Here is a 19456-nt window from a genome sequence, read left to right on the forward strand (position 1 = left end):
CGCTCACGTTCAAACGTGGCGGATCGGGCAAGACTTTGGCCCAGCGCGCCTGTCCCCCGAGCGACGGGGATCCTTGAAGCCGCCCGCTTGCCAGCGCGACCGTCTGCGCCTAAGGCGCGCGCATTCGCAAGGACCCGGTGAGAACCCGGGTGGCTCTTCCGGCCGCCGATCCGCCGGACAACACAACGCACTGACTTAGACGCGCCCGAGCTGGCGCCGCGTGCCCCGTTGTGGATATTCCAATGACCTCCGCATTCTTCACCTATCGCCGCCAGTGGTTCACCGACGGCGCCGCCGCCCGCCGAGAGGTGCTCGCGGGCATCGTCGTCGCGCTCGCGCTCATCCCCGAGGCGATCGGCTTCTCGATCATCGCCGGCGTCGATCCGCGCGTCGGGCTCTATGCCTCGGTCGCGATCGCGATGACGATCGCGCTGATCGGCGGCCGGCCCGGCATGATCTCCGCCGCCACCGCCGCGGTGGCGGTCGTCGTCGGGCCGCTGGTGCGCACGCATGGCGTAGACTATCTGTTCGCCGCGACGATCCTAATGGGGCTGATCCAGGCGGCCGCCGGCCTGCTACGGCTCGACCTCGTGATGCAGTTCGTCTCGCGCTCGGTCATCACCGGCTTCGTCAATGCGCTCGCCATCCTGATCTTCCTCGCACAGCTGCCGCAGCTCACCGGGGTGAGCTGGGTGAGCTACGCGCTGGTCGCGGGTGGCCTAGCGATCATCTACGGGCTGCCGCGTCTGACGCGCGCGGTGCCGTCTCCGCTGATCGCGATCCTCGTGCTCAGCGCGATCAGCGTGGTGCTCGGCCTTCAGGTCAACACCGTCGGTGACATGGGCCGGCTGCCCGAGGGGCTGCCCAGCCTCGCGTTGCCGCAGGTGCCGGTCACGCTCGAGACACTGCGGATCATCCTGCCCTACTCGCTGACCATGGCCGCGGTCGGTCTGCTCGAGTCGCTGCTGACCGCGCAGATCGTCGACGACATGACCGATAGCGAGAGCGACAAGCGCCGCGAGTGCGCGGGGCAGGGCGGCGCGAATATCGTCGCCGCACTGCTCGGCGGCATGGGGGGCTGCGCGATGATCGGCCAGTCGGTGATCAACGTCACCTCGGGCGGACGCGGGCGATTGTCGACCTTCACCGCGGGCGCCTTTCTCTTGTTCCTGCTCGCGGTGCTCGGGCCGTGGGTCGGGCGCGTGCCGATGCCGGCGCTGGTCGCGGTGATGATCATGGTGTCGATCGGCACGTTCAGCTGGAACTCGATCGCCAACCTCCGCCGCCACCCGCCGACGTCGTCGGCGGTGATGCTGGTGACGGTCGTCGCGGTGGTGGCGACGCGCGACCTCTCGCTCGGCGTGCTCGCGGGCGTGCTGCTGTCCGGCCTCTTCTTCGCGGGCAAGGTGCAGCGGCTGTTCGCCGTCGAGCGCGTCGCGAGGGGCGAGCGGGCGATCTATCGCGTGACGGGCGCGATCTTCTTCGCCACGGTCGAGCGCTTCACCCGCGCCTTCCAGGCGGCGAACGGCGTGCGGCACGTCACGATCGACGTGGAGCGGGCGCATTTCTGGGACATCTCGGGGGTTGCCGCGCTCGATAAGGTGGTGACGCGACTACGGCGCGACGGGTGCATCGTGGAGGTGATCGGCTATAACCGCGCGAGTGCCGACCTGGTCGACCGGTTCGCGCTGCACGACAAGACCGGCGTGGAGATGGGGGTCGCGCCGCACTGAAGGTGCGGCGTACCGCGCGTGGGCGAGCGCCGGCGCCCGACTAGCGCTGCCCGCCGAACTTGCGCTGCGTCTTGCCGAAGCGCGTCTTGCGGGTCCCCGGCTTGCCCTCGTTCGAGCGGCCCATCAGCGGCGCCTTCTGCTGCTCCACGGGCAGGCCGAGTTCCTCCTGCTCCAGCTGGCGGATCTCGTCGCGCAGGCGTCCCGCCTCCTCGAACTCGAGGTCGGAGGCGGCCTTGCGCATCTTCTTCTCGAGCTCCTCGATGTAGGCGCGTAGGTTGTGGCCGACCATGTGCGGCCGCTCGTCGTCGATCTCGACGGTGACCTGGTCTTTCGAAGCGACGTGCGCGATGATGTCGCCGATGTTGCGGCGGATCGTCGTCGGCGTGATGCCGTGCTCGCGGTTGTACGCTTCCTGTTTCTCGCGACGGCGCGCGGTCTCGTTCATCGCGCGCTCCATGCTGCCGGTGATTCGGTCGGCGTAGAGGATCACGCGCCCGTCGACGTTGCGCGCGGCGCGCCCGATCGTCTGGATCAGCGAGGTCTCCGAGCGCAGGAAACCTTCCTTGTCCGCGTCGAGGATCGCGACCAGACCGCACTCGGGGATGTCGAGGCCCTCGCGCAGCAGGTTGATGCCGATCAGCACGTCATAGACGCCGAGCCGCAGGTCGCGGATCAGCTCGATACGCTCCAGCGTCTCGACGTCCGAGTGCATGTAGCGGACCTTGATGCCGGCCTCGTGCATGTACTCGGTGAGGTCCTCTGCCATCCGCTTGGTCAGCGTGGTGACGAGCGTGCGATAGCCCTTCTCGGTGGTGGCGCGGCACTCGATGATCAGGTCCTGCACCTGCTCCTCGACCGGCTTGATCTCGACCGGCGGGTCGATCAGTCCGGTCGGGCGGATCACCTGCTCGGCGAAGACGCCGCTGGCCTGCTCCATCTCCCAGCTGCCAGGCGTGGCGGAGACGCACACCGTCTGCGGGCGCATCGCGTCCCACTCGTTGAAGCGCAGCGGACGGTTGTCGATCGCGGAGGGCAGGCGGAAGCCGTACTCGGCCAGCGTGATCTTGCGGCGATGGTCGCCGCGCGACATGCCGTTGATCTGGCCGATCGTCTGGTGGCTCTCGTCGACGAAGAGCAAAGCGTTCTCGGGCAGATACTCGAATAAGGTGGGCGGCGGCTCGCCGGGCAGGCGGCCGGTGAGGAAGCGGCTGTAATTCTCGATGCCGTTGCAGCTGCCCGTCGCCGCGATCATCTCGAGATCGAAGTTGGTACGCTGCTCCAGTCGCTGGCGCTCAAGCAGCTTGCCCTCGATCTCCAGCTCCTTGAGCCGCTCGCTGAGCTCATGGCGAATCGCCTCGGCGGCCTGCTTCATCGTCGGCCCGGGGGTGACATAATGCGAGTTGGCGTAGATACGCACGGTATTGAGCGAGGCGCTCTTCTTGCCGGTGAGCGGGTCGAATTCGACGATCTCCTCGATCTCGTCGCCGAAGAACGAGATACGCCATGCGCTGTCCTCATAGTGCGACGGGAAGATCTCGAGCGTGTCGCCCTTCACGCGGAAGTTGCCGCGCTGGAACGCGGCGTCGTTGCGCTTGTATTGCAGCGCGACGAGCTTGCGCACGATCTCGCGCTGGTCGACGCTCTGCCCCTTCTTCAGGTCGAAGATCATCGCCGAATAGGTCTCGACCGAGCCGATGCCGTACAGGCACGAGACCGAGGCGACGATGATCACGTCATCGCGCTCTAGCAAAGATCGGGTGGCGGAGTGGCGCATGCGGTCAATTGACTCGTTGATCGAGCTCTCTTTCTCGATATACGTGTCGGAGCGCGGTACATAGGCCTCCGGCTGGTAGTAATCGTAGTAGCTGACGAAATACTCGACCGCGTTGTCCGGAAAAAAGCTCTTGAACTCGCCGTAGAGCTGCGCGGCAAGGATCTTGTTGGGCGCTAGGATCAGCGCGGGGCGCTGCATCTCCTCTATCACCTTGGCCATGGTGAAGGTCTTGCCCGAACCGGTGACGCCGAGCAGCACCTGATCGCGCTCTCCAGCCTTGGCCGCGTCGACCAGTTCGCGGATCGCGGTCGGCTGGTCGCCCGAGGGCTCATATTCGCTGACCAGTTTGAACGGCCGTCCGCCCTCGACCTTCTGCGGGCGGTTGGGGCGGTGCGGGACGAAGTCGGTGCCGGTCTCCGGCTCGGCAAGGGACGTACGGATCTGGATCGCCATGCCGCTGATATGGGCGCGGGAAGGGGCGGGGGAAAGGGTGTGCGGAGAGCGAAGATCCTCCCCGCTCGCGGGGAGAGGGACCGCCAGCCGCAGGCCGGTGGGGGAAGGGCTCTTGACCAACGGGCGGCTCGTATGTGGAAGCCCCCCTCCACCGCTCGGTCAAGCGAGCGGTCCCCCTCCCGTGCCGGGGAGGACTTTGCTGCTCCTCTTGCTTACACGCCATTATCTAGCTACTGCGAGTCAGTCGCAGAAAAAAGAGGTGACGATGTACCGCTTCCTCGACCGGCCACTCGACCAACTCGACGAGCACCTCCACTTCCTCGTCAGCGCGATGCGGCACTGGACGATGGTGACGCGCGGCGGTCGTTGCGCCTGCCGCGCGCTGGCGCCGGCCTTCGCCTGGCGCGGGGTGAGCGCGGCGCTGCCCGACTTTGCCGCGGCGATGGCGGCGTTCGATCGCGAGGGAAAGCGCTGGCTGCGGTTCGGCGCCGCCACCGCGCGCACGGTGGGCGACGACGAGGCGGTGCTGCTGGCGCTGGTCGACTCGGCGATGCGCGGCGAGCGCGACGCCGCGAGGCGGATCGCTGCGACGCTCGTGACCGAGCCCGCGCTGGCGCGGACCCTCACCGCGATCGAGTGGGTAGCGCTACGCTTTCTCCAGGTGCCGCTGGCACATCGCGACGGCGCGCCGAGACAAGCCTGACCGCGCGCGCTCCAAGCCGGGCTATGGTTGACCCTGCGCGCCCCGCGCCATAATGCGCCCCATTCGCACGACATTCCCCGTTCTCAGACCGGATCGCCGATGACCGACCTCCGCGCGCCAGTGCTCATTCCCGAATCCACCGCCTTCCACAGCGTCGCGGTCACCTGGGTGCGTCACTGGAACGAGCATCTGTTCAGCTTCGCGGTCGAACGCCCCGCCTCGTTCCGCTTCCGCTCGGGCGAGTTCGTGATGATCGGCCTGCCCGGACTGGAAGGCGCCGACGGCAAGGCCGCCAAGCCGGTGATGCGTGCCTATTCGATCGCCAGCCCGGCCTGGGCCGAGGAGCTCGAGTTCCTGTCGATCAAGGTGCCCGAGGGGCCGCTGACCGGGCGGTTGCAGCAGGTCGAGGCGGGTGACCAGGTCTATCTCGGCAAGAAGCCGACCGGCACGTTGGTGCTCGACGCTCTGCTCGGCGGGCGGCGGCTGTTCCTGCTCTCGACCGGTACCGGGCTGGCGCCCTTCCTGAGTGTGGCGCGCGACCCCGACGTCTACGAGCGGTTCGACGAGGTGGTGGTGGTGCACGGCGTCCGCCGCGTCGACGACCTCGCCTGGCGCGAGATGCTGGAGGCACGGTTGGCGGAGGACCCGCTGGTGTCGGAGCAGGCGGCGACGCAGTTCCGCTACCTGCCGACCGTGACGCGCGAGGATTTCCCGGTACAGGCGCGTATCCCCGCGCTGATCGAGGACGGGCGCCTGTTCGACGGGCTGGGCGGCGAGGCCAAGTTCGATCCGGAGAACGACCGCGTGATGCTGTGCGGCTCGACTGCGATGATCCGCGAGGTCGCGAGCATGCTCGAGCACCGCGGGCTGGTCGAGGGCTCGAACGCCAACCCGGGCCAGTTCGTGATCGAGCGCGCCTTCGTCGACTGAGGCAGTGAGACGGCCCAGGATCAGACACTAGGTCATGTCCGCTGCCTTTCTTCCTGCCGTCATCCCGGACTTGGTCCGGGATCCACCGTTCCGCACAACTGCCGCCGGCGAATGCGTGGACGAGTGGACCCCGGCCTTCGCCGGGGTGACGGCAAGGAGTGGAAGGTCCGGCGGATGGAGCGGACGGCCACGCTCTTCCTTCGTACCACCGCCCGCTGGCGACTCCGCCGCGCTTCCTCTACGCTCGGGCGATAATAGAGGAGAGAGGCGATGGCGACGCTCGCGTCGGTGGACACTGCGGCCTATGCGCCCGGCGAGTGGGAGGCGCGGGTCGATCTCGCCGCCGCCTACCGGCTGGTCGCGCTGTACGGCTGGGACGACCTGATCTTCACCCATCTGTCGGCGCGCGTGCCGGGGCCCGAGCACCATTTCCTGATCAACCCGTACGACATGATGTTCGAGGAGATCACCGCCTCGACCCTGGTCAAGATCGACGCCGACGGGCAACCGGTCGGGCGCTCGGACCATCCGGTCAATCCGGCGGGCTTCACCATCCACTCCGCGATCCACATGGCGCGCGACGACGCGCACGCGGTCATGCACCTCCACACGCCGCACGGCCAGGCGGTGTCGGCGATGGCGTGCGGGCTGCTGCCGCACACCCAGACCGCGATGATCGCGAGCCACGACGTCGCCTACCACGACTATGAGGGCATCGCGACCGACCTCGCCGAGCGTGAGCGGCTGGTCGCCGATCTCGGCACCAAGAACGCGATGATCCTGCGCAATCACGGCACGCTCGCCGTCGGCCAATCGGTCGCGGCGTGTTTCCTGCGGCTCTACTTCCTCGAGCGCGCGTGTCAGGCGCAGGTGCACATGCTCGCGGCGGGCCGTGACGGGCTCAACCCGCCGCCCGACGGCGTCGAGGAGAAGGTCGCGCACCAGGCAAGCCCGGCGGGGATGGGGATGGTGGCGCAGGCGCTCGCCTGGCCGGCGCTGCTGCGCAAGCTCGACCGGGTGAGCCCAGGGTACAGCGAGTAGCGGCCTGAGCTTCAAGCGACCACCCCGGCGTCCGCCGGGGTGGCGATGAGGGGAGCTGATCCCTCACACGTCTCCCTCATCCACGTCCGGCGCTTCATCCGTCGCTGCAGCGCCGCTCTCCAGCGCCGCCTCGTCCGCGGCGAGCGCGTCGGCGTCGGCCGCGGTGATGCCGAAGCGCGCCGCCACGTCGGGGGCGTAGCGCAGGAGGTCGGGGCGCAGCTTGAGCAGGCTGACGTCCTTGGCCTTGCCCTCCATCATCACGTCAAACACCAGCCCCTCCGCGGTGCGCATGAAGGTGGCGAACTCGAACGGGTTGGTGAAGTCGGCGTGACCGGTCCACACCGGCGGCCGCAGCACCGTCTTCACGCGCGCGCCGGCCTTGACCGGCGCTTTGACCAGCTCGCCCTTGCGCACCGTCTTGCCGCTCGCGCGCTGCTTGGCAGTGATCTTCTGTTTGATCTCCCGCATCTCGGTCCGGGGCGAGGAGAAATGGATCTTCGGCCGCACCCCCTCAGGCCAGGTCGCGAGGAAGCGCTCCAGCGTCTCGCGCATGTCCAGCCCCTCGGGATTGAGGCACCAGAAATGCTGATAGTCGAAAATCAGCCGCACGCCGCAGCGCTCGTGGATCCACAGAGCGTCGGCGGCGGAGAAGCGCAGGTCGTCGTTCTCGAGCACGAGCCGCTGGCGCACATGCTCGGGACAGCGCTCCCAGCCGCGCAGCCAGCGCTCGCGGCTGGCGTCATGGTCGTCGTAGACGCCGCCGACGTGCGTCACCATCACCGCCTCCTCGTCGAGGCCCATGCGGTCGAGCATCTCGGCCTGCGACGACAGGTCCCAGACCGACTTGGCGGTGAGCGCGTCGTCGGGGCTGTTGAGCAACACGTATTGGGACGGGTGGAACGACAGGCGGATACCCAGCGAGCGCGCCTTGGTGCCGAAGGCGGCGAGCTCGGCATCGCTCTCGCGCACCATGTCGTGGAACTGCGGCATGTCCGGGTGCGTGGCATAGGGAGCCAGGTCGGACGAGAGCCGGTACATGTCGAGCCGCTCGCTGGCGAGATAGTCGAGCACCTTGTCGACCTGCTCGAGCGAGCATCGCAGATGCGGGTTGGCCTGCCAGCGGCGCGTGTCGCCGCTCTTGAGGCCGGGCTTGCCCATCACCTTGACCGGAAAGCCGAGGCGGAGCGGGTGATCGGAAGGTGTAGGCATGGCAAGGTAACGCCGCGAAGAGCGCGAGGGTGCCGCGGCTTCTCAGGCACTTGCCGGGCAGCGCCGGGTTCGCGTCTCGGCGAGGTTGACGGACACGCCCGCAACGACCAATCGGGCGGCGACCGGCGGACAGCAGGGCTCGCGGCGCATCGCCGTCGGGTGCGGCGCCGCAACGCGGACGGGACGATGACGATGACGCCTCACCCCTGCCTACTCGTCGCGGACGAGCGGGAGCAACGCGCGTGACCGCGCTGCTGCCCGAGGGGCTGCGCGACCGCCTGCCGCCCGTCGCCGACGCGGCGGCGGCGCTCGAGGCCCGCGTGCTCGGCGCGATCCGCGCGCATGGCTATGAGCGGGTCGACCCGCCGCTGGCCGAGTTCGCCGAGGGGCTGGGCTCGCGGCTCAAGGCCGGCGCGCTGCAGGACGCGGTGCGCTTCGTCGACCCGGTGTCGCAGCGCACGCTGGCGATCCGGCCGGACCTCACGGCGCAGGTGGCGCGGATCGCGGCGACGCGGATGGGGCATCACCCGCGGCCGGTGCGGCTGAGCTACGCCGGGGCGGTGCTCAAGCTGCGCGCCAGCCAGCTCGCCCCCGCGCGCGAGACGCGGCAGATCGGTGCCGAATTGTTCGGGCTCGACACCGTGGCGGCGGCGCAGGAGGTCGTAACTGTCGCGATCGAAGCGGTCGCCGCCGCGGGCGTCGCGCGTCCCTCGATCGACTTCACTTTGCCCGATCTGGTCGACACGCTCGCGGCGGGCGCGCTACCGGTCGCGTCCGAGAGGCTCGACGCGCTGCGCCAGCGGCTCGACGCGAAGGACGCGGGCGCGGTCGCCGAGCTCGCGCCCGATTATCTCCCGCTGGTTTCCGCGGCCGGGCCGTTCGATCAGGCGCTGGCGCGGCTGCGCGAGTTCGACCGCGACGGCGCGCTGGGATCACGGCTCGACGCGCTCGCCGCGATCGCGCGTGCGGTGGACGGGCGCGCGGTGCTGACGCTCGACCCGACCGAGCGGCACGGCTTCGAATATCAGAGCTGGCTCGGCTTCTCGCTCTTCACCGGCACCTCGGCGGCGGAGGTCGGCCGCGGCGGCACCTACACGGTGGTGCATGAGGGCGGCGCGGAGGAGGCGGCAACCGGCTTCTCGCTGTTCGCGGACCGGCTGATCGGCGACCAGCCCGCGGGCGAGCGCCGCCGGCTGTTTCTGCCGTTCGGCACGCCGCCGGCGGAGGGTGCGGCGATGCGGGCGCAGGGTTGGGTCACCGTCGCGGCGCTGGAGCCGGGCGACACGCCCGAGGCGCAGGTCTGCACCCACCTCTACGCCGAGCGCGCGGCGCGGCCGCTCGACTGAGCGCCGCGCCCGCCGCGGCGGCTCATTGTGTCGCCATCGGGCCCTTGAACAACAGGCCGAAATAATCGCCCTTGTTCCAGCGCGGCCGGTCGGCGGCGTCGGCAATCTCGCGCGCGATGCGGTAATTGGCGTCGACGAAGCGGACCCCCTGGTCCCACAGGATCGGCTGCGACAGATCGTCGCACGGCTTGTGGTAGCAATTGCCCATGAAGTCGGCGACCGCGGCCTTGCCCGGCCCCTTCTGCCCCGGCCACAGGAAGACCGAGGGCACGCCCTTCTGCACGAAGCGGAAATGGTCCGAGCGGACGAAGATCGCCTCCTCCGGCATCGGATCCGGCGAGAGGCCGACGCCGATCGCGCCGACCGCGCGCGCGATGATCGGTCCGAGCGACGAACGGTCGCCGCCGAACGCCACCATGTCCTCGAACTTATAGGTCAGGATCGGCATGTCGAGGTTCACGTCGGCGACGATGTCGGCGATCGGCACGGTCGGGTGATTGGTGAAATAGTCGCTGCCGACGAGCCCCTTCTCCTCGGCCGTCACGGCGAGGAACAGCACCGATCGCTTCGGCGGCGGCGCCTGCTTGAAGCGCTTGGCGGCCTCGATCAGGCTGGCGATGCCGATCGCGTCGTCGAGCGCGCCGTTGTAGATCGTGTCGCCCTTCACCGCCTTGCCGACGCCGACGTGATCGAGGTGCGCGGACAGCACCACGGTCTCGCGTCCGACGCTCGGATCGGTGCCGGGAATCATGCCGATGACGTTGCTGCTCGGCAGCGAGCGAAAGCCGGTCGCGCTCTGAACGGTGAGCGTGCCGGCGGCCGTGATCGGGCGTGCGCGCAGCACCTTCTTCTTCGCCGCCCGCGCCATCGTCGCCCAGTCGCGCCCGAAGAGCTTAGCCGCGCCGGCGGGGGACAACGTGCCGAGCAGCGGGACCGAGGGCGAGGCAGTGCTGCCGGTGCCGTCGGGCAGCGCCCAGGTCACGCGCTCCGAGTCATAGCCCTTTTTTACCGCGTCGAACCCCGGCGCCCCGCGCCCGGGCGAGCGCAGGTCGGCGATCGCGACCGCTCCCACTGCGCCGTGCGCCGCCGCGGCGGCGAGCCGCGCGGGTGCACCGCTCAGCGTCGCCGCCACCTCGCTGGGCAGCCCGGCGGGCACCCCGCCGACATAGGCGACGATCTTGCCGCGCACGTCGGCGCCCGCGTAATCGTCGATGCCATAGGCGCTCGCCGACAGGCCGTAGCCGACATAGACCAATGGTGCGGACACGCGCGTCTGCTTGGCGGCGGGATTGGCGGTGGGCACGTAGTCGGTGCCAAACGCCAGCGTCTGCGGCCCGCCGGCCGCCGGCGCCCAGTTGAACGCGCCGCGGTCCGCGATCTTGTAGGCAGTCAACGGGACCTTCTGCAGGTAGCCGCCGTCGTCACCCATCGGCTTGAGTCCGGCGGCGTAGAATTGCGCGGCGACATATTGCGCGGCGATGTCGTACTCGCCGCTGCCGGCCTCGCGCCCGCGCATCGCGTCCGAGGCGAGGAACATCACGTGCGCCTTCATCGCCGCCTGTTCGGCCGGCAGCGATGCGGTGAGCGCGGCGTTGCGCGCGTTCGGCGTGGGCGTCGGGGCCGGGGCGGGGGTCTGGGCGGGCGCGGACGTCTGGGCGGTGGCGACGGTGGCGCAGGCGATCAGCAGCGGAGTGACGATACGACGATACATCGGCGACCTTCGGCAATTGGAAGGAATCGCCGTAGCTTAGCTTTTCACGTCGCGCACCTGCCGAATGGCTCGGTGGGGCGGCGGCGTACGCCGCTTTCCCGTGGAACCAACGCGCTGCGCGTTTATAGTCAAGGCCATGGACGCACGCCTCAACGCCGCCGCACCCCTGGTCACCTATCGCCGCGACTATCAGGCGCCCGCCTGGCTCGTGCCCGAGGTCGCGCTCGATTTCGCACTCGACCCTACGCTCACCCGCGTTCGAGCCCGGCTCAACGTGCAGCGCAACGGCACGCACGACCTGCCGCTGCGGCTCGACGGCGCGGGGCAGGTGCCGCTCGCCGTGACGGTGGACGGCGCACCCCTCCAGGACTGGACGATCGAGGGCGAGCAGCTCGTCGTGCCGCTCTCCGGCGACCGCCACGTGATCGAGACCGAGGTCGAGATCGCGCCCGACCGCAACACCCAGCTCATGGGTCTCTATGCCTCGGGCGGGATCCTGTGCACCCAGTGCGAGGCCGAGGGTTTCCGCCGCATCACCTATTTCCCCGATCGCCCGGACGTGCTTGCCACCTATCGCGTCCGGATGAGCGCAGACCGGGGCCGCTTCCCCGTGCTGCTCGCCAACGGCGACCCGGTCCAGCAGGGCGAGGGCGAGAATGGGACGCACTGGGCCGAGTGGCACGACCCCTATCCCAAGCCCTCCTATCTCTTCGCGCTGGTAGCGGGTGATCTCGCGGTCAACCGCGACATCTTCACCACGCGTTCGGGGCGCGAGGTGGCCCTCGGCATCTGGGTCCGCGCCGCCGATCTGCCTAAGACCGCGCACGCGCTCGACGCGCTCAAGCTCTCGATGGCCTGGGACGAGCGAGTCTACGGCCGCGAATACGATCTCGACGTGTTCAACATCGTCGCGGTGGACGATTTCAACTTCGGCGCCATGGAGAACAAGGGGCTGAATATCTTCAACAGCCGGTACATCCTCGCCGATCCCGATACTGCGACCGACTATGACTATGACGCCATTGCCGCGGTAGTGGCACACGAATATTTCCACAATTGGTCGGGCAATCGCGTCACCTGCCGCGACTGGTTCCAGCTGAGCCTCAAGGAAGGCTTCACCGTCTACCGCGACCAGTCGTTCAGCGCCGACCAGGGCTCCGCCGCGGTCAAGCGGATCGAGGACGTGCGCGGCCTGCGCGCGGCGCAGTTTCCCGAGGATGCCGGTCCGCTCGCCCATCCGGTGCGCCCCGAGAGCTATATCGAGATCAGCAATTTCTACACCGCCACCATCTACAACAAGGGTGCCGAACTGATCCGCATGCTGGCGACGATGCTCGGCGACGCTGCCTTTCGCGCCGGCGCCGATCTGTATTTCGACCGCCACGACGGCACCGCCGCCACCTGCGAGGATTTCGTCCGCTGCATGGAGGAGGCGAGCGGCGCTGACCTGGCGCAGTTTCGCCTGTGGTACAGCCAGGCGGGCACGCCGCGCGTCTCTGCCACGGTCGAGCACGAACCCGGCAGCGGCCGAGCGCTGCTCCACCTCGCGCAGAAGGTGCCCGACACGCCCGGCCAGAGCGGCAAAGTGCCGCAGGTGCTGCCGTTGCGGGTACGCCTGTTCGGCAGCGCCACCGGCCAGGCGCTCGGCGCGGAGCAGTTGGTGGTGCTGCGCGACGGGGCGGAGAGCATCGCCTTCGAGGAGGTGGCCGAGCGACCGATCGTGTCGCTCAACCGCGGTTTCTCCGCGCCGGTGATCGTCGAGAGTGACCGTACCGCCGCCGACCTCGCCTTTCTCGCGCGCCACGACGATGATTCGTTCGCGCGCTATGAGGCGATGCAGCAGCTCATGCTCGACACGTTGGTGGCGGCCACCGTCGAGGGTGAGGCCGACAATCGCGCTGTGGTCGAGGCGGTGGCGGACACGCTCGACGATCCGGCGCTCGATCGCGCCTTCGTCGCCGAGGCGGTGCTGCTACCGTCGGAGAATTTCATCGGCGACCAGCTCGCCACGGTAGACCCGGAGGCGGTCTTCGCCGCGCGCGAGGCGCTGCGGCGCGCGCTCGCGCGTGCGCTCGACCAGCGTTGGCGCGCCGCCTGCGACCCGGCCGAGCGCGCGCCCTACGCCTACACGCCGGCAGCGAAAGGCGTGCGGCGGCTGCGCAACGTCGCGCTCCACTACCTCCAAGCGGGCGGCGCGGCGGATGCGCCGGCGCTGGCCTGGGCGCAGTTCGAAGCAGCGGATAATATGACCGATCGGCAGGGCGCGCTCACCGCGCTGGCGAGCGGCTATTCCGACGAGCGCGACGCCGCACTCGCGGCCTTCTACGCGCGCTACGCGGACAATCCGCTCGTGCTCGACAAATGGTTCCAGACGCAGGCGCTGTCCTCGCGCGACGATACGCCCGCGCTGGTCGTCGAGCTGGCGCGCCACCCTGATTTCTCGCTGGCGAACCCGAATCGCGCGCGCGCGCTGATCGGCGCATTCGCGGTCAACCAGCGGGCCTTTCACGTCACCGGGGGCGCCGGCTATCGATGGCTGACAGACCAGTTGCTCGCCCTCGACCCGCTCAACCCGCAGACCTCGGCCCGGCTACTACCGCCGCTCGGTCGCTGGCGCCGCTTCGACCCGACGCGCGCGGCGCTGATGCGCGCCGAGCTGGAGCGGATCGTCGCGACGCCGGGGATCAGCAAGGACCTGTTCGAGCAGGCGTCGAAGAGTCTGGAAGGATAGGTGTCGCCGCCGACCGCTTGAGAGCCGTGATCGAAGTGAGGTGCGGTCGGATTATGTAGCCACGTCGTATCTCAACCAACGTCATCCCCGCCTGCGCGGGGATGACGTTGGGTCGCGGGCATGACGGGGGCAAGCAGCTAGCGACAGGAACGACGCGCCGCTCCTCACCCCGAGTTGCGCAGCGCCGTCGCGATCGCGTTGATCGACAGCAGGATGCCTTGGCGCACGCGCTCGTCGGCCTCGCCCGCACGGTGGCGCTTCATCAGCTCGATCTGGAGCAGGTTGAGCGGCTCGATATAGGGGAGACGCAGCCGGATCGAGGCGTCGAGCGCGGGGTGCTTCTCGAGCAGGTGCGACTGGTCGGTGACGTCGAGCAGCCCGTCATGCGTCTGTCGCCAGCCGTCGCGGATCCGTCCGAACACCGTGTCTCGCAGGCCCGGATCCTCGACCAGCCCGGCGTAACGCTCGGCGATCCCCATGTCCGACTTAGCGAGCACCATCTCCATGTTGGCCAGCGTCGCGGCGAACAACGGCCAGCCCTGCGCCATGTCGCGCAGCAGCGCGCGGTCCTCGAAGGCGGCGATCGCCTGGCCGACGCCGTACCAGCCCGGCAGCATCACACGCGCCTGCGCCCAGCTGAATACCCAGGGGATGGCGCGCAGGTCCTCGATCGCGTCCGACTGCTTGCGGCTGGCCGGTCGACTGCCGATCTTGAGTCCGGCGATCTCGGCGATCGGCGTCATCTGGCGGAAGAAGGTGCGGAATCCCTCCGTCTCGTAGACCAGCCCGCGATAGGCACGGAAGGCGGCGTCGGAGAGCCGGTCCATCGCCGCGGCGAAACTGGCATTGTCGCTGTTCGACAGCTGTTCGGGCTCGAGGCTGGCGAGCAAGGTCGCCGAGGCCATCGCCTCCAGGTTGGTCGTGGCGCTCTCGCGTGTGCCGTATTTGCCCGCGATCACCTCGCCCTGCTCGGTGATGCGGATGCGGCCCTGTACCGTGCCCGCGGGCTGCGCGCGGATCGCGGCGAAGCTGGATCCGCCGCCGCGCCCGACCGCGCCGCCGCGGCCGTGGAAGAGCTGCATGCCCACTCCGGCGGCGTCGAACACCGGCTTCAGCGCGGTCGAGGCGCGTGAGAGCTGCCACGTCGAGGTGAGATAGCCGCCGTCCTTGTTGCTGTCGGAATAGCCGATCATCACTTCCTGGTGGCCGCGCGCGCGTGCGATGTCGCGCACCTCGGGGATGGCGAACCACTCGGTCATGATCGCCGGCGCCGCCTCGAGGTCCTCGATCGTCTCGAACAGCGGCACCGCCATCACCGCCGCGCTGGCGGCCGCGTCGCCGGTCGCGGGGCGGTACAGGCCGACTTCCTTGAGCAGCAGGTGGACCTCAAGCAGATCTGACACCGACTTCGTCATCGAGACGATATATTGGCGGATACAAGCCGTACCATAGTTGGCATGCGCCTCGGCGGCGGCCTGGACGATCGCCAGCTCGGACGCGGTCTCGTCCGAGAAAGCCGTGAAGCGGCTTGTCAGCGGGCGCGGCGTCGCCAGCTCCTGGCGCAGCAGCATCACGCGCGCGTCCTCGTCAAGCGCGGTGTAATCGGCGCAGACGCCGGCACCGCGCAGCATCTCGGCGACGACCTTCTCGTGCACCGCGCTGTTCTGGCGCAGGTCGAGTGTGGCGAGATGGAAGCCGAACACCTCCACCGCGCGGATCAGCCGCCCGATCGCGCCGCCGGTGCCGAGCAGGCCGGCCCCCTCGGCCGAGAGTGGGCGCGCGATCGTCTTGAGGTCGGCGCGCAACGCGGCGGGGTCGGGATAGGGTTCGCCGCGCAGCGTGCCGGGGCGCGGCGCGGGCTCGCCGGTGAGCTTCTGGTAGGTCGCCGCGGTGCGAGCGTAGATGCCGCTGATGGCACGGCGATAGGGCTCGTCGCTGCGCGTCTCCGACGTGTCGCCGCTCGCCTCGGCCAGCGCGAGCACGCCCTCGTCGACCGCGCCGTGATCGGAGGAGATCGACAGCTCGGCGCCCATCGCGTGGAGCTGGTCGAGATAATAGCCCAGCACCGCGCGCGAGGCGCGGGCGAGCGCGGCGCGCAGGCTGTCCGCGGTGACGAAGGGGTTGCCGTCTCGGTCGCCGCCGATCCAGCTGCCCGGGCGCAGGAAGGCGGGCACGCGCGCGCCGAGCGCGCGATCCCAGCGCTGGTAGAGCGCGGGGATCACCGGCAGGAACACGTCGCGCAGGTAGCTGAGCGCGGTCTCCACCTCGTCGGTGACGTACAGCCGCTCGCGCCGCAGCACGCGGGTCTGCCACAACAGCGCGACCTGGCGCACGATCGCCTCGTCGACCTGGTCCCCTTCGGGCGTGGTGTCGGTCCCGCGATCGCGCAGCGCCATCAGCTGCGCGATGCGGTTGCGGTGATCGATCATGCTTTTGCGCCGCACCTCGGTGGGGTGAGCGGTGAGCACGGGCGCGATCAGCGCGCGCTCGAGCAGCGCCAGCACCTGGTCGCGGTCGACCCCGGCCTCGGCCAGTCGGCCGAGCGCGGCGGCGACGTCGGCGCCCTCCTCGGCGGCGATCCCCTGGCGATCCTCGGCGAGATTGGCGAGCATCGAGAAGAGCATGAAGCCGCGCACGAAATCGAGCGTCTCGTCGAGGTCGAGCGCGCCGAGGCCCACATCGGGCGAGCCCTGGCCGTTGCCGCGGTGGCGCTCGACCGAGGCGGAGCGGATCGCCTCGGTGCGCTCGTAGAGCGTCTCGCCCCCGTAAGCGCGGATAACGTCGCCCAGCACGCGGCCGAGATAGCGGACATCGGGATTGTTGGTGATCGGGGGGAGTGTGGCCATGCCGCGATGCTGCGTCGCGGCAGGCGCGGGGTCAACCGGTTAGGACTGATTAGGGGAAGGTGCGGGGGCGGCCGCGGTTATCCGCCCCCTCGTCATCCCGGTCTTGGTCCGGGATCCACCATCCACTTGTTAACAGGCCGCTGATTGCGCGGCGCCGTGACTCCCGGAACAAGTCCGGGGTGACGGAAAAAAAGAAGACCGTCATTCTACAAAAACGTCGTGCCCGGCGCTCACAGACATGCCTCCAGATACGCCTGATCGAAGCCGAACTGCTTGGCCTTGTCGAACGTGTACGGGCGCAGCCCCATCGAGCGATACTCGCCGATGATCTTGCCGTCGGCGCTCTCGTCGAGATACTCGAACTTGAACAGCTCCTGCGTCACGATCACTGGCCCCTCCATCCCGATCACCTCGGTGATGTTGGTGACGCGGCGCGAGCCGTCGCGCAGGCGCTTGACCTGGATGATCATGTCGACGGAGTCGGCGATCTGTCGGCTGATCGCCTCCTTGGGCACCTTGATGTCCGACATCATCACCATGTTCTCCATACGCGCCAGCGCCTCGCGCGGGCTATTGGAGTGGAGCGTGCACATCGAACCGTCGTGGCCGGTGTTCATGGCGGCGAGCATGTCGAAACACTCGCTGCCGCGGATCTCGCCCAGGATGATGCGGTCGGGGCGCATACGCAGCGCGTTCTTGACGAGATCGCGGATCGAGATCTCGCCCTGGCCCTCGAGGTTGGCGGGGCGGGTCTCGAGCGGCAGCCAGTGCGGCTGCTGCAGCCGCAGCTCGGCGGCGTCCTCGATCGTCAGCACGCGCTCGCCCGGGTCGATCATCTTCGACAGCGCGTTGAGCATCGTCGTCTTGCCCGAGCCGGTGCCGCCCGAGATCACGACGTTGAAGCGGCACGCGCCGGCGATCTTGAGCGCCGTTGCCATCTTCGCCGACATGCTGCCGAAGCCCGCCATCATGTCGAGCGTGATCGGCTTGGCGGAGAACTTACGGATCGAGATGGCGGTGCCGCGCAGGCTCAGCGGCGGCACGATCACGTTGACGCGGCTGCCGTCCTTGAGGCGCGCGTCGGCGAGGGGCGTGGTCTGGTCGACGCGGCGGCCGACCGAGTTGCAGATCCGCTGCGCGATCTGGAACAGGTGCTCCTCGTCGCGGAACTGGATGTTGGCCAGCTCCAGCTTGCCCTTGCGCTCGACGAAGGTCTGGTCGGGGCCGTTGACCATGATGTCGCTGATGTCGGCGTCGGCGAGCAGCTCCTCGAGCGGCCCGAGCCCGAGCAGCTCGTCGACCAGCACCTTCTCCAGCGCGAACTGCTCGCGGCGGTTGAGCGTCAGCTTCAATTCGGCGAGCACCTCGCCGATGATCGGGCGGAACTCCTCCGCCAGCTCGTCCTTGCCGAGCGTCGCCGCGGCCTCGGGATCGACGCGCTCGAGCAGGCGCGGCAGCACCTGCTCCTTGATGCGGTGGATCGAGGCCTCGAAGCCCTCCATCCGGCTCGCGCCGGCGTCGCCGCTGGCGTTCTGCCGGTCGGCGAGGCGCTGCATCGCGTCGACCGTGCCCTGCGGCACCAGCGATGCGTCGCCCTCGCCTGGCAGCGCGGATGCGTCGGCAGTGGGGAAGGGCTCGGCCTCGGGCCGCGCATGGGGGTTGGCTTGCATGGGCCGTGCCACGCCGAAGCCGCCGCGCGCGCCTGTCGTCCCCATCCCGCCGTTGCGGCGTCCGAACGCGTTCATCGACCCGATCATCCTCGAAAGTCCGGGGATCGAGCTAAGCGACAAGCCTTTATAATCGACTAACCACGGGCGCGACCGGCGCGAGCCCGCCGCACCGTGCCTCGGCGAGGTCCTGGTGCAGTAAGAGAAATTCTCCGCTCTGCAGAGTCGCGGAGGAAGGCGCTCATCATCCTCTGCACCTGCACGCGCGGGAGCAGAGATCTACTCGATCCGTGCCCGGACACGTATTCCGGCGAGGGACACCGCGCGCCGCTGCGCCTCTGTCAACGCCGCGTCGAGCGGCAGCGACGCGGACTCCGCCCAGCGCAACGCGCGCGACCGCTCGCGATCGTCCGCCTGCCTCACCGTCGCCGCTGGTAGCAGCTCCGCCAGCGCCGGCGCGTCCTCGTCGAAGCCGACGTGGCACAGACCGCGCTCGGTCTGCGCCACCAGCAGCGGGCCGAGTGGCGTCGGCAGCACGCACCAGCCGACTCGCTCGCCCGTTCCACCGTTCGCCCAGGCGGCGGGCGCCATGCCCAGCGCGGTGGCGTCGGCGTAGAAGCGGCTGGGGCCGGTATAGCCCGCGGCATAGATAGCCGCGGTGACCTTGCCCTCCGCGCGCAGTGCCGCGGCGGCGCGGAGCGTGCGCCGGTCGCGCGCATAGGCGGCGGGAGAGAGGCGGGTGGCGCGCGTGAACAGCCTCTGGAAGTGATGCGGCGCGTAGCCGACCGCCGCGGCGAGCTCGGTGAGCGACAGCGGGCGCTCGGCCTCGTCGAGTAGCGTGAGCGCGCGCGTCACCGCCGCCGCGTCGCGCGCGACGTCGTCGGGCAGGCAGCGTAGACAGGCGCGATAGCCCGCCGCGCGCGCGGCCGCGCCGTCGCGGAGGAAGCCGACGTGCTCGCGCCGCGGCCGTCGCGCGGCGCAACTCGGGCGGCAGTAGATGCGCGTCGAGCTGACCGTGACGACGAAGCGGCCGTCACAGGCACGGTCGCGGCGCGTGAAGGCGGCCCAGGCGGCGTCGGGATCGATGGCGGCGGGGGCCTTTATGGTGGTGGAGGAGGCGGGGCGGGCGTCGCCGTCTACCACAGGCACTCCGTCATCCCGGACCTGTTCCGCGTTCCACGGTGTCCCACGCGCCGTCGCCGCGGCATGCTCGGACGGGCGGATCCCGGAACAGGTCCGGGCTGACGCGGGTGTGAGGAGCGGGGGTGCCGCGTGAGCCATCGGCGATCTCTTTTGTATTCGGTCGCGGCGA

At 69.4% G+C, this 19456-nt stretch carries 12 protein-coding genes and 1 other annotated feature; of the genes, 6 read left to right on the forward strand and 6 right to left on the reverse strand.

Going from position 1 to position 19456, the window contains the following annotated elements:
* Window positions 1-127: 127 nt before the first annotated feature.
* Window positions 128-183, forward strand: a sequence feature (sul1 is cis-regulatory element that is thought to sense ions involved in sulfur or methionine metabolism; They are found in Alphaproteobacteria).
* 59 nt (window positions 184-242) lie between these two features.
* Window positions 243-1733 (forward strand): SulP family inorganic anion transporter, encoded by a 1491-nt coding sequence (locus K7957_RS13600; protein ID WP_223012515.1) that lies wholly within the window; start codon window positions 243-245, stop codon window positions 1731-1733.
* A gap of 40 nt (window positions 1734-1773) precedes the next feature.
* On the opposite strand, the gene uvrB is transcribed toward K7957_RS13600, so the two are convergent.
* Complete coding sequence (gene uvrB / locus K7957_RS13605) at window positions 1774-3960, reverse strand: excinuclease ABC subunit UvrB (RefSeq protein ID WP_223012516.1); 2187 nt, start codon at window positions 3958-3960, stop codon at window positions 1774-1776.
* 265 nt (window positions 3961-4225) lie between these two features.
* Here uvrB and K7957_RS13610 point away from each other — a divergent pair, with 265 nt between their 5' ends.
* The 3 genes from K7957_RS13610 to K7957_RS13620 all read left to right on the forward strand — a co-directional run bounded on the left by K7957_RS13610 (window position 4226) and on the right by K7957_RS13620 (window position 6634).
* Entirely contained in the window at window positions 4226-4663 is a 438-nt protein-coding gene (locus K7957_RS13610; RefSeq protein WP_223012517.1) for a hypothetical protein, read from the forward strand.
* 99 nt (window positions 4664-4762) lie between these two features.
* Window positions 4763-5593: a ferredoxin--NADP reductase gene (locus tag K7957_RS13615; RefSeq protein ID WP_223012518.1), complete on the forward strand. Its 831-nt coding sequence runs from the start codon at window positions 4763-4765 to the stop codon at window positions 5591-5593.
* 270 nt (window positions 5594-5863) lie between these two features.
* Window positions 5864-6634: a class II aldolase/adducin family protein gene (locus K7957_RS13620; RefSeq protein WP_223012519.1), complete on the forward strand. Its 771-nt coding sequence runs from the start codon at window positions 5864-5866 to the stop codon at window positions 6632-6634.
* A gap of 63 nt (window positions 6635-6697) precedes the next feature.
* On the opposite strand, the gene uvsE is transcribed toward K7957_RS13620, so the two are convergent.
* Window positions 6698-7843, reverse strand: coding sequence for a UV DNA damage repair endonuclease UvsE (uvsE, locus tag K7957_RS13625; RefSeq protein WP_223012520.1), 1146 nt, complete (start codon window positions 7841-7843; stop codon window positions 6698-6700).
* A 242-nt stretch (window positions 7844-8085) separates the two neighbouring features.
* Here uvsE and K7957_RS13630 point away from each other — a divergent pair, with 242 nt between their 5' ends.
* On the forward strand, window positions 8086-9189 hold the full coding sequence (locus K7957_RS13630) for an ATP phosphoribosyltransferase regulatory subunit (RefSeq protein ID WP_223012521.1): 1104 nt from the start codon (window positions 8086-8088) through the stop codon (window positions 9187-9189).
* 22 nt (window positions 9190-9211) lie between these two features.
* Here K7957_RS13630 and K7957_RS13635 read toward each other — a convergent pair whose 3' ends face one another.
* Entirely contained in the window at window positions 9212-10900 is a 1689-nt protein-coding gene (locus K7957_RS13635; RefSeq protein WP_223012522.1) for a M28 family peptidase, read from the reverse strand.
* A 136-nt stretch (window positions 10901-11036) separates the two neighbouring features.
* Between K7957_RS13635 and pepN the strand changes: the two genes are divergently transcribed.
* Window positions 11037-13631 carry an aminopeptidase N gene (gene pepN / locus K7957_RS13640; protein WP_223012523.1) on the forward strand — a complete coding sequence of 865 codons (2595 nt, stop codon included), beginning with the start codon at window positions 11037-11039 and terminating at the stop codon, window positions 13629-13631.
* 164 nt (window positions 13632-13795) lie between these two features.
* Here pepN and ppc read toward each other — a convergent pair whose 3' ends face one another.
* The 3 genes from ppc to K7957_RS20575 all read right to left on the reverse strand — a co-directional run bounded on the left by ppc (window position 13796) and on the right by K7957_RS20575 (window position 19287).
* The gene (ppc, locus tag K7957_RS13645; RefSeq protein ID WP_223012524.1) at window positions 13796-16477 is read right to left on the reverse strand and encodes a phosphoenolpyruvate carboxylase; all 2682 of its coding nucleotides are present in this window, start codon (window positions 16475-16477) and stop codon (window positions 13796-13798) included.
* Between the two features lie 230 nt (window positions 16478-16707).
* A complete protein-coding gene (locus K7957_RS13650) occupies window positions 16708-18222 on the reverse strand; it encodes a TadA family conjugal transfer-associated ATPase (RefSeq protein ID WP_223012525.1) in 1515 nt (504 codons plus the stop codon).
* 201 nt (window positions 18223-18423) lie between these two features.
* Window positions 18424-19287, reverse strand: a complete 864-nt coding sequence (locus K7957_RS20575; protein ID WP_343228413.1) for an Ada metal-binding domain-containing protein — start codon at window positions 19285-19287, stop codon at window positions 18424-18426.
* Between the last annotated feature and the right edge of the window lie 169 nt (window positions 19288-19456).

It is taken from the genome of Sphingomonas yunnanensis, assembly GCF_019898765.1.
Taxonomy (GTDB): Bacteria; Pseudomonadota; Alphaproteobacteria; order Sphingomonadales; family Sphingomonadaceae; genus Sphingomonas; species Sphingomonas yunnanensis.

Excerpts from the sequence above, each read along its gene's own strand:
- K7957_RS13600 (WP_223012515.1), top strand. The coding sequence starts at position 243 with ATGACCTCCGCATTCTTCACCTATCGCCGCCAGTGGTTCACCGACGGC.
- uvrB (WP_223012516.1), bottom strand. The coding sequence starts at position 3,960 with ATGGCGATCCAGATCCGTACGTCCCTTGCCGAGCCGGAGACCGGCACC.
- K7957_RS13610 (WP_223012517.1), top strand. The coding sequence starts at position 4,226 with ATGTACCGCTTCCTCGACCGGCCACTCGACCAACTCGACGAGCACCTC.
- K7957_RS13615 (WP_223012518.1), top strand. The coding sequence starts at position 4,763 with ATGACCGACCTCCGCGCGCCAGTGCTCATTCCCGAATCCACCGCCTTC.
- K7957_RS13620 (WP_223012519.1), top strand. The coding sequence starts at position 5,864 with ATGGCGACGCTCGCGTCGGTGGACACTGCGGCCTATGCGCCCGGCGAG.
- uvsE (WP_223012520.1), bottom strand. The coding sequence starts at position 7,843 with ATGCCTACACCTTCCGATCACCCGCTCCGCCTCGGCTTTCCGGTCAAG.
- K7957_RS13635 (WP_223012522.1), bottom strand. The coding sequence starts at position 10,900 with ATGTATCGTCGTATCGTCACTCCGCTGCTGATCGCCTGCGCCACCGTC.
- pepN (WP_223012523.1), top strand. The coding sequence starts at position 11,037 with ATGGACGCACGCCTCAACGCCGCCGCACCCCTGGTCACCTATCGCCGC.
- ppc (WP_223012524.1), bottom strand. The coding sequence starts at position 16,477 with ATGGCCACACTCCCCCCGATCACCAACAATCCCGATGTCCGCTATCTC.
- K7957_RS13650 (WP_223012525.1), bottom strand. The coding sequence starts at position 18,222 with ATGAACGCGTTCGGACGCCGCAACGGCGGGATGGGGACGACAGGCGCG.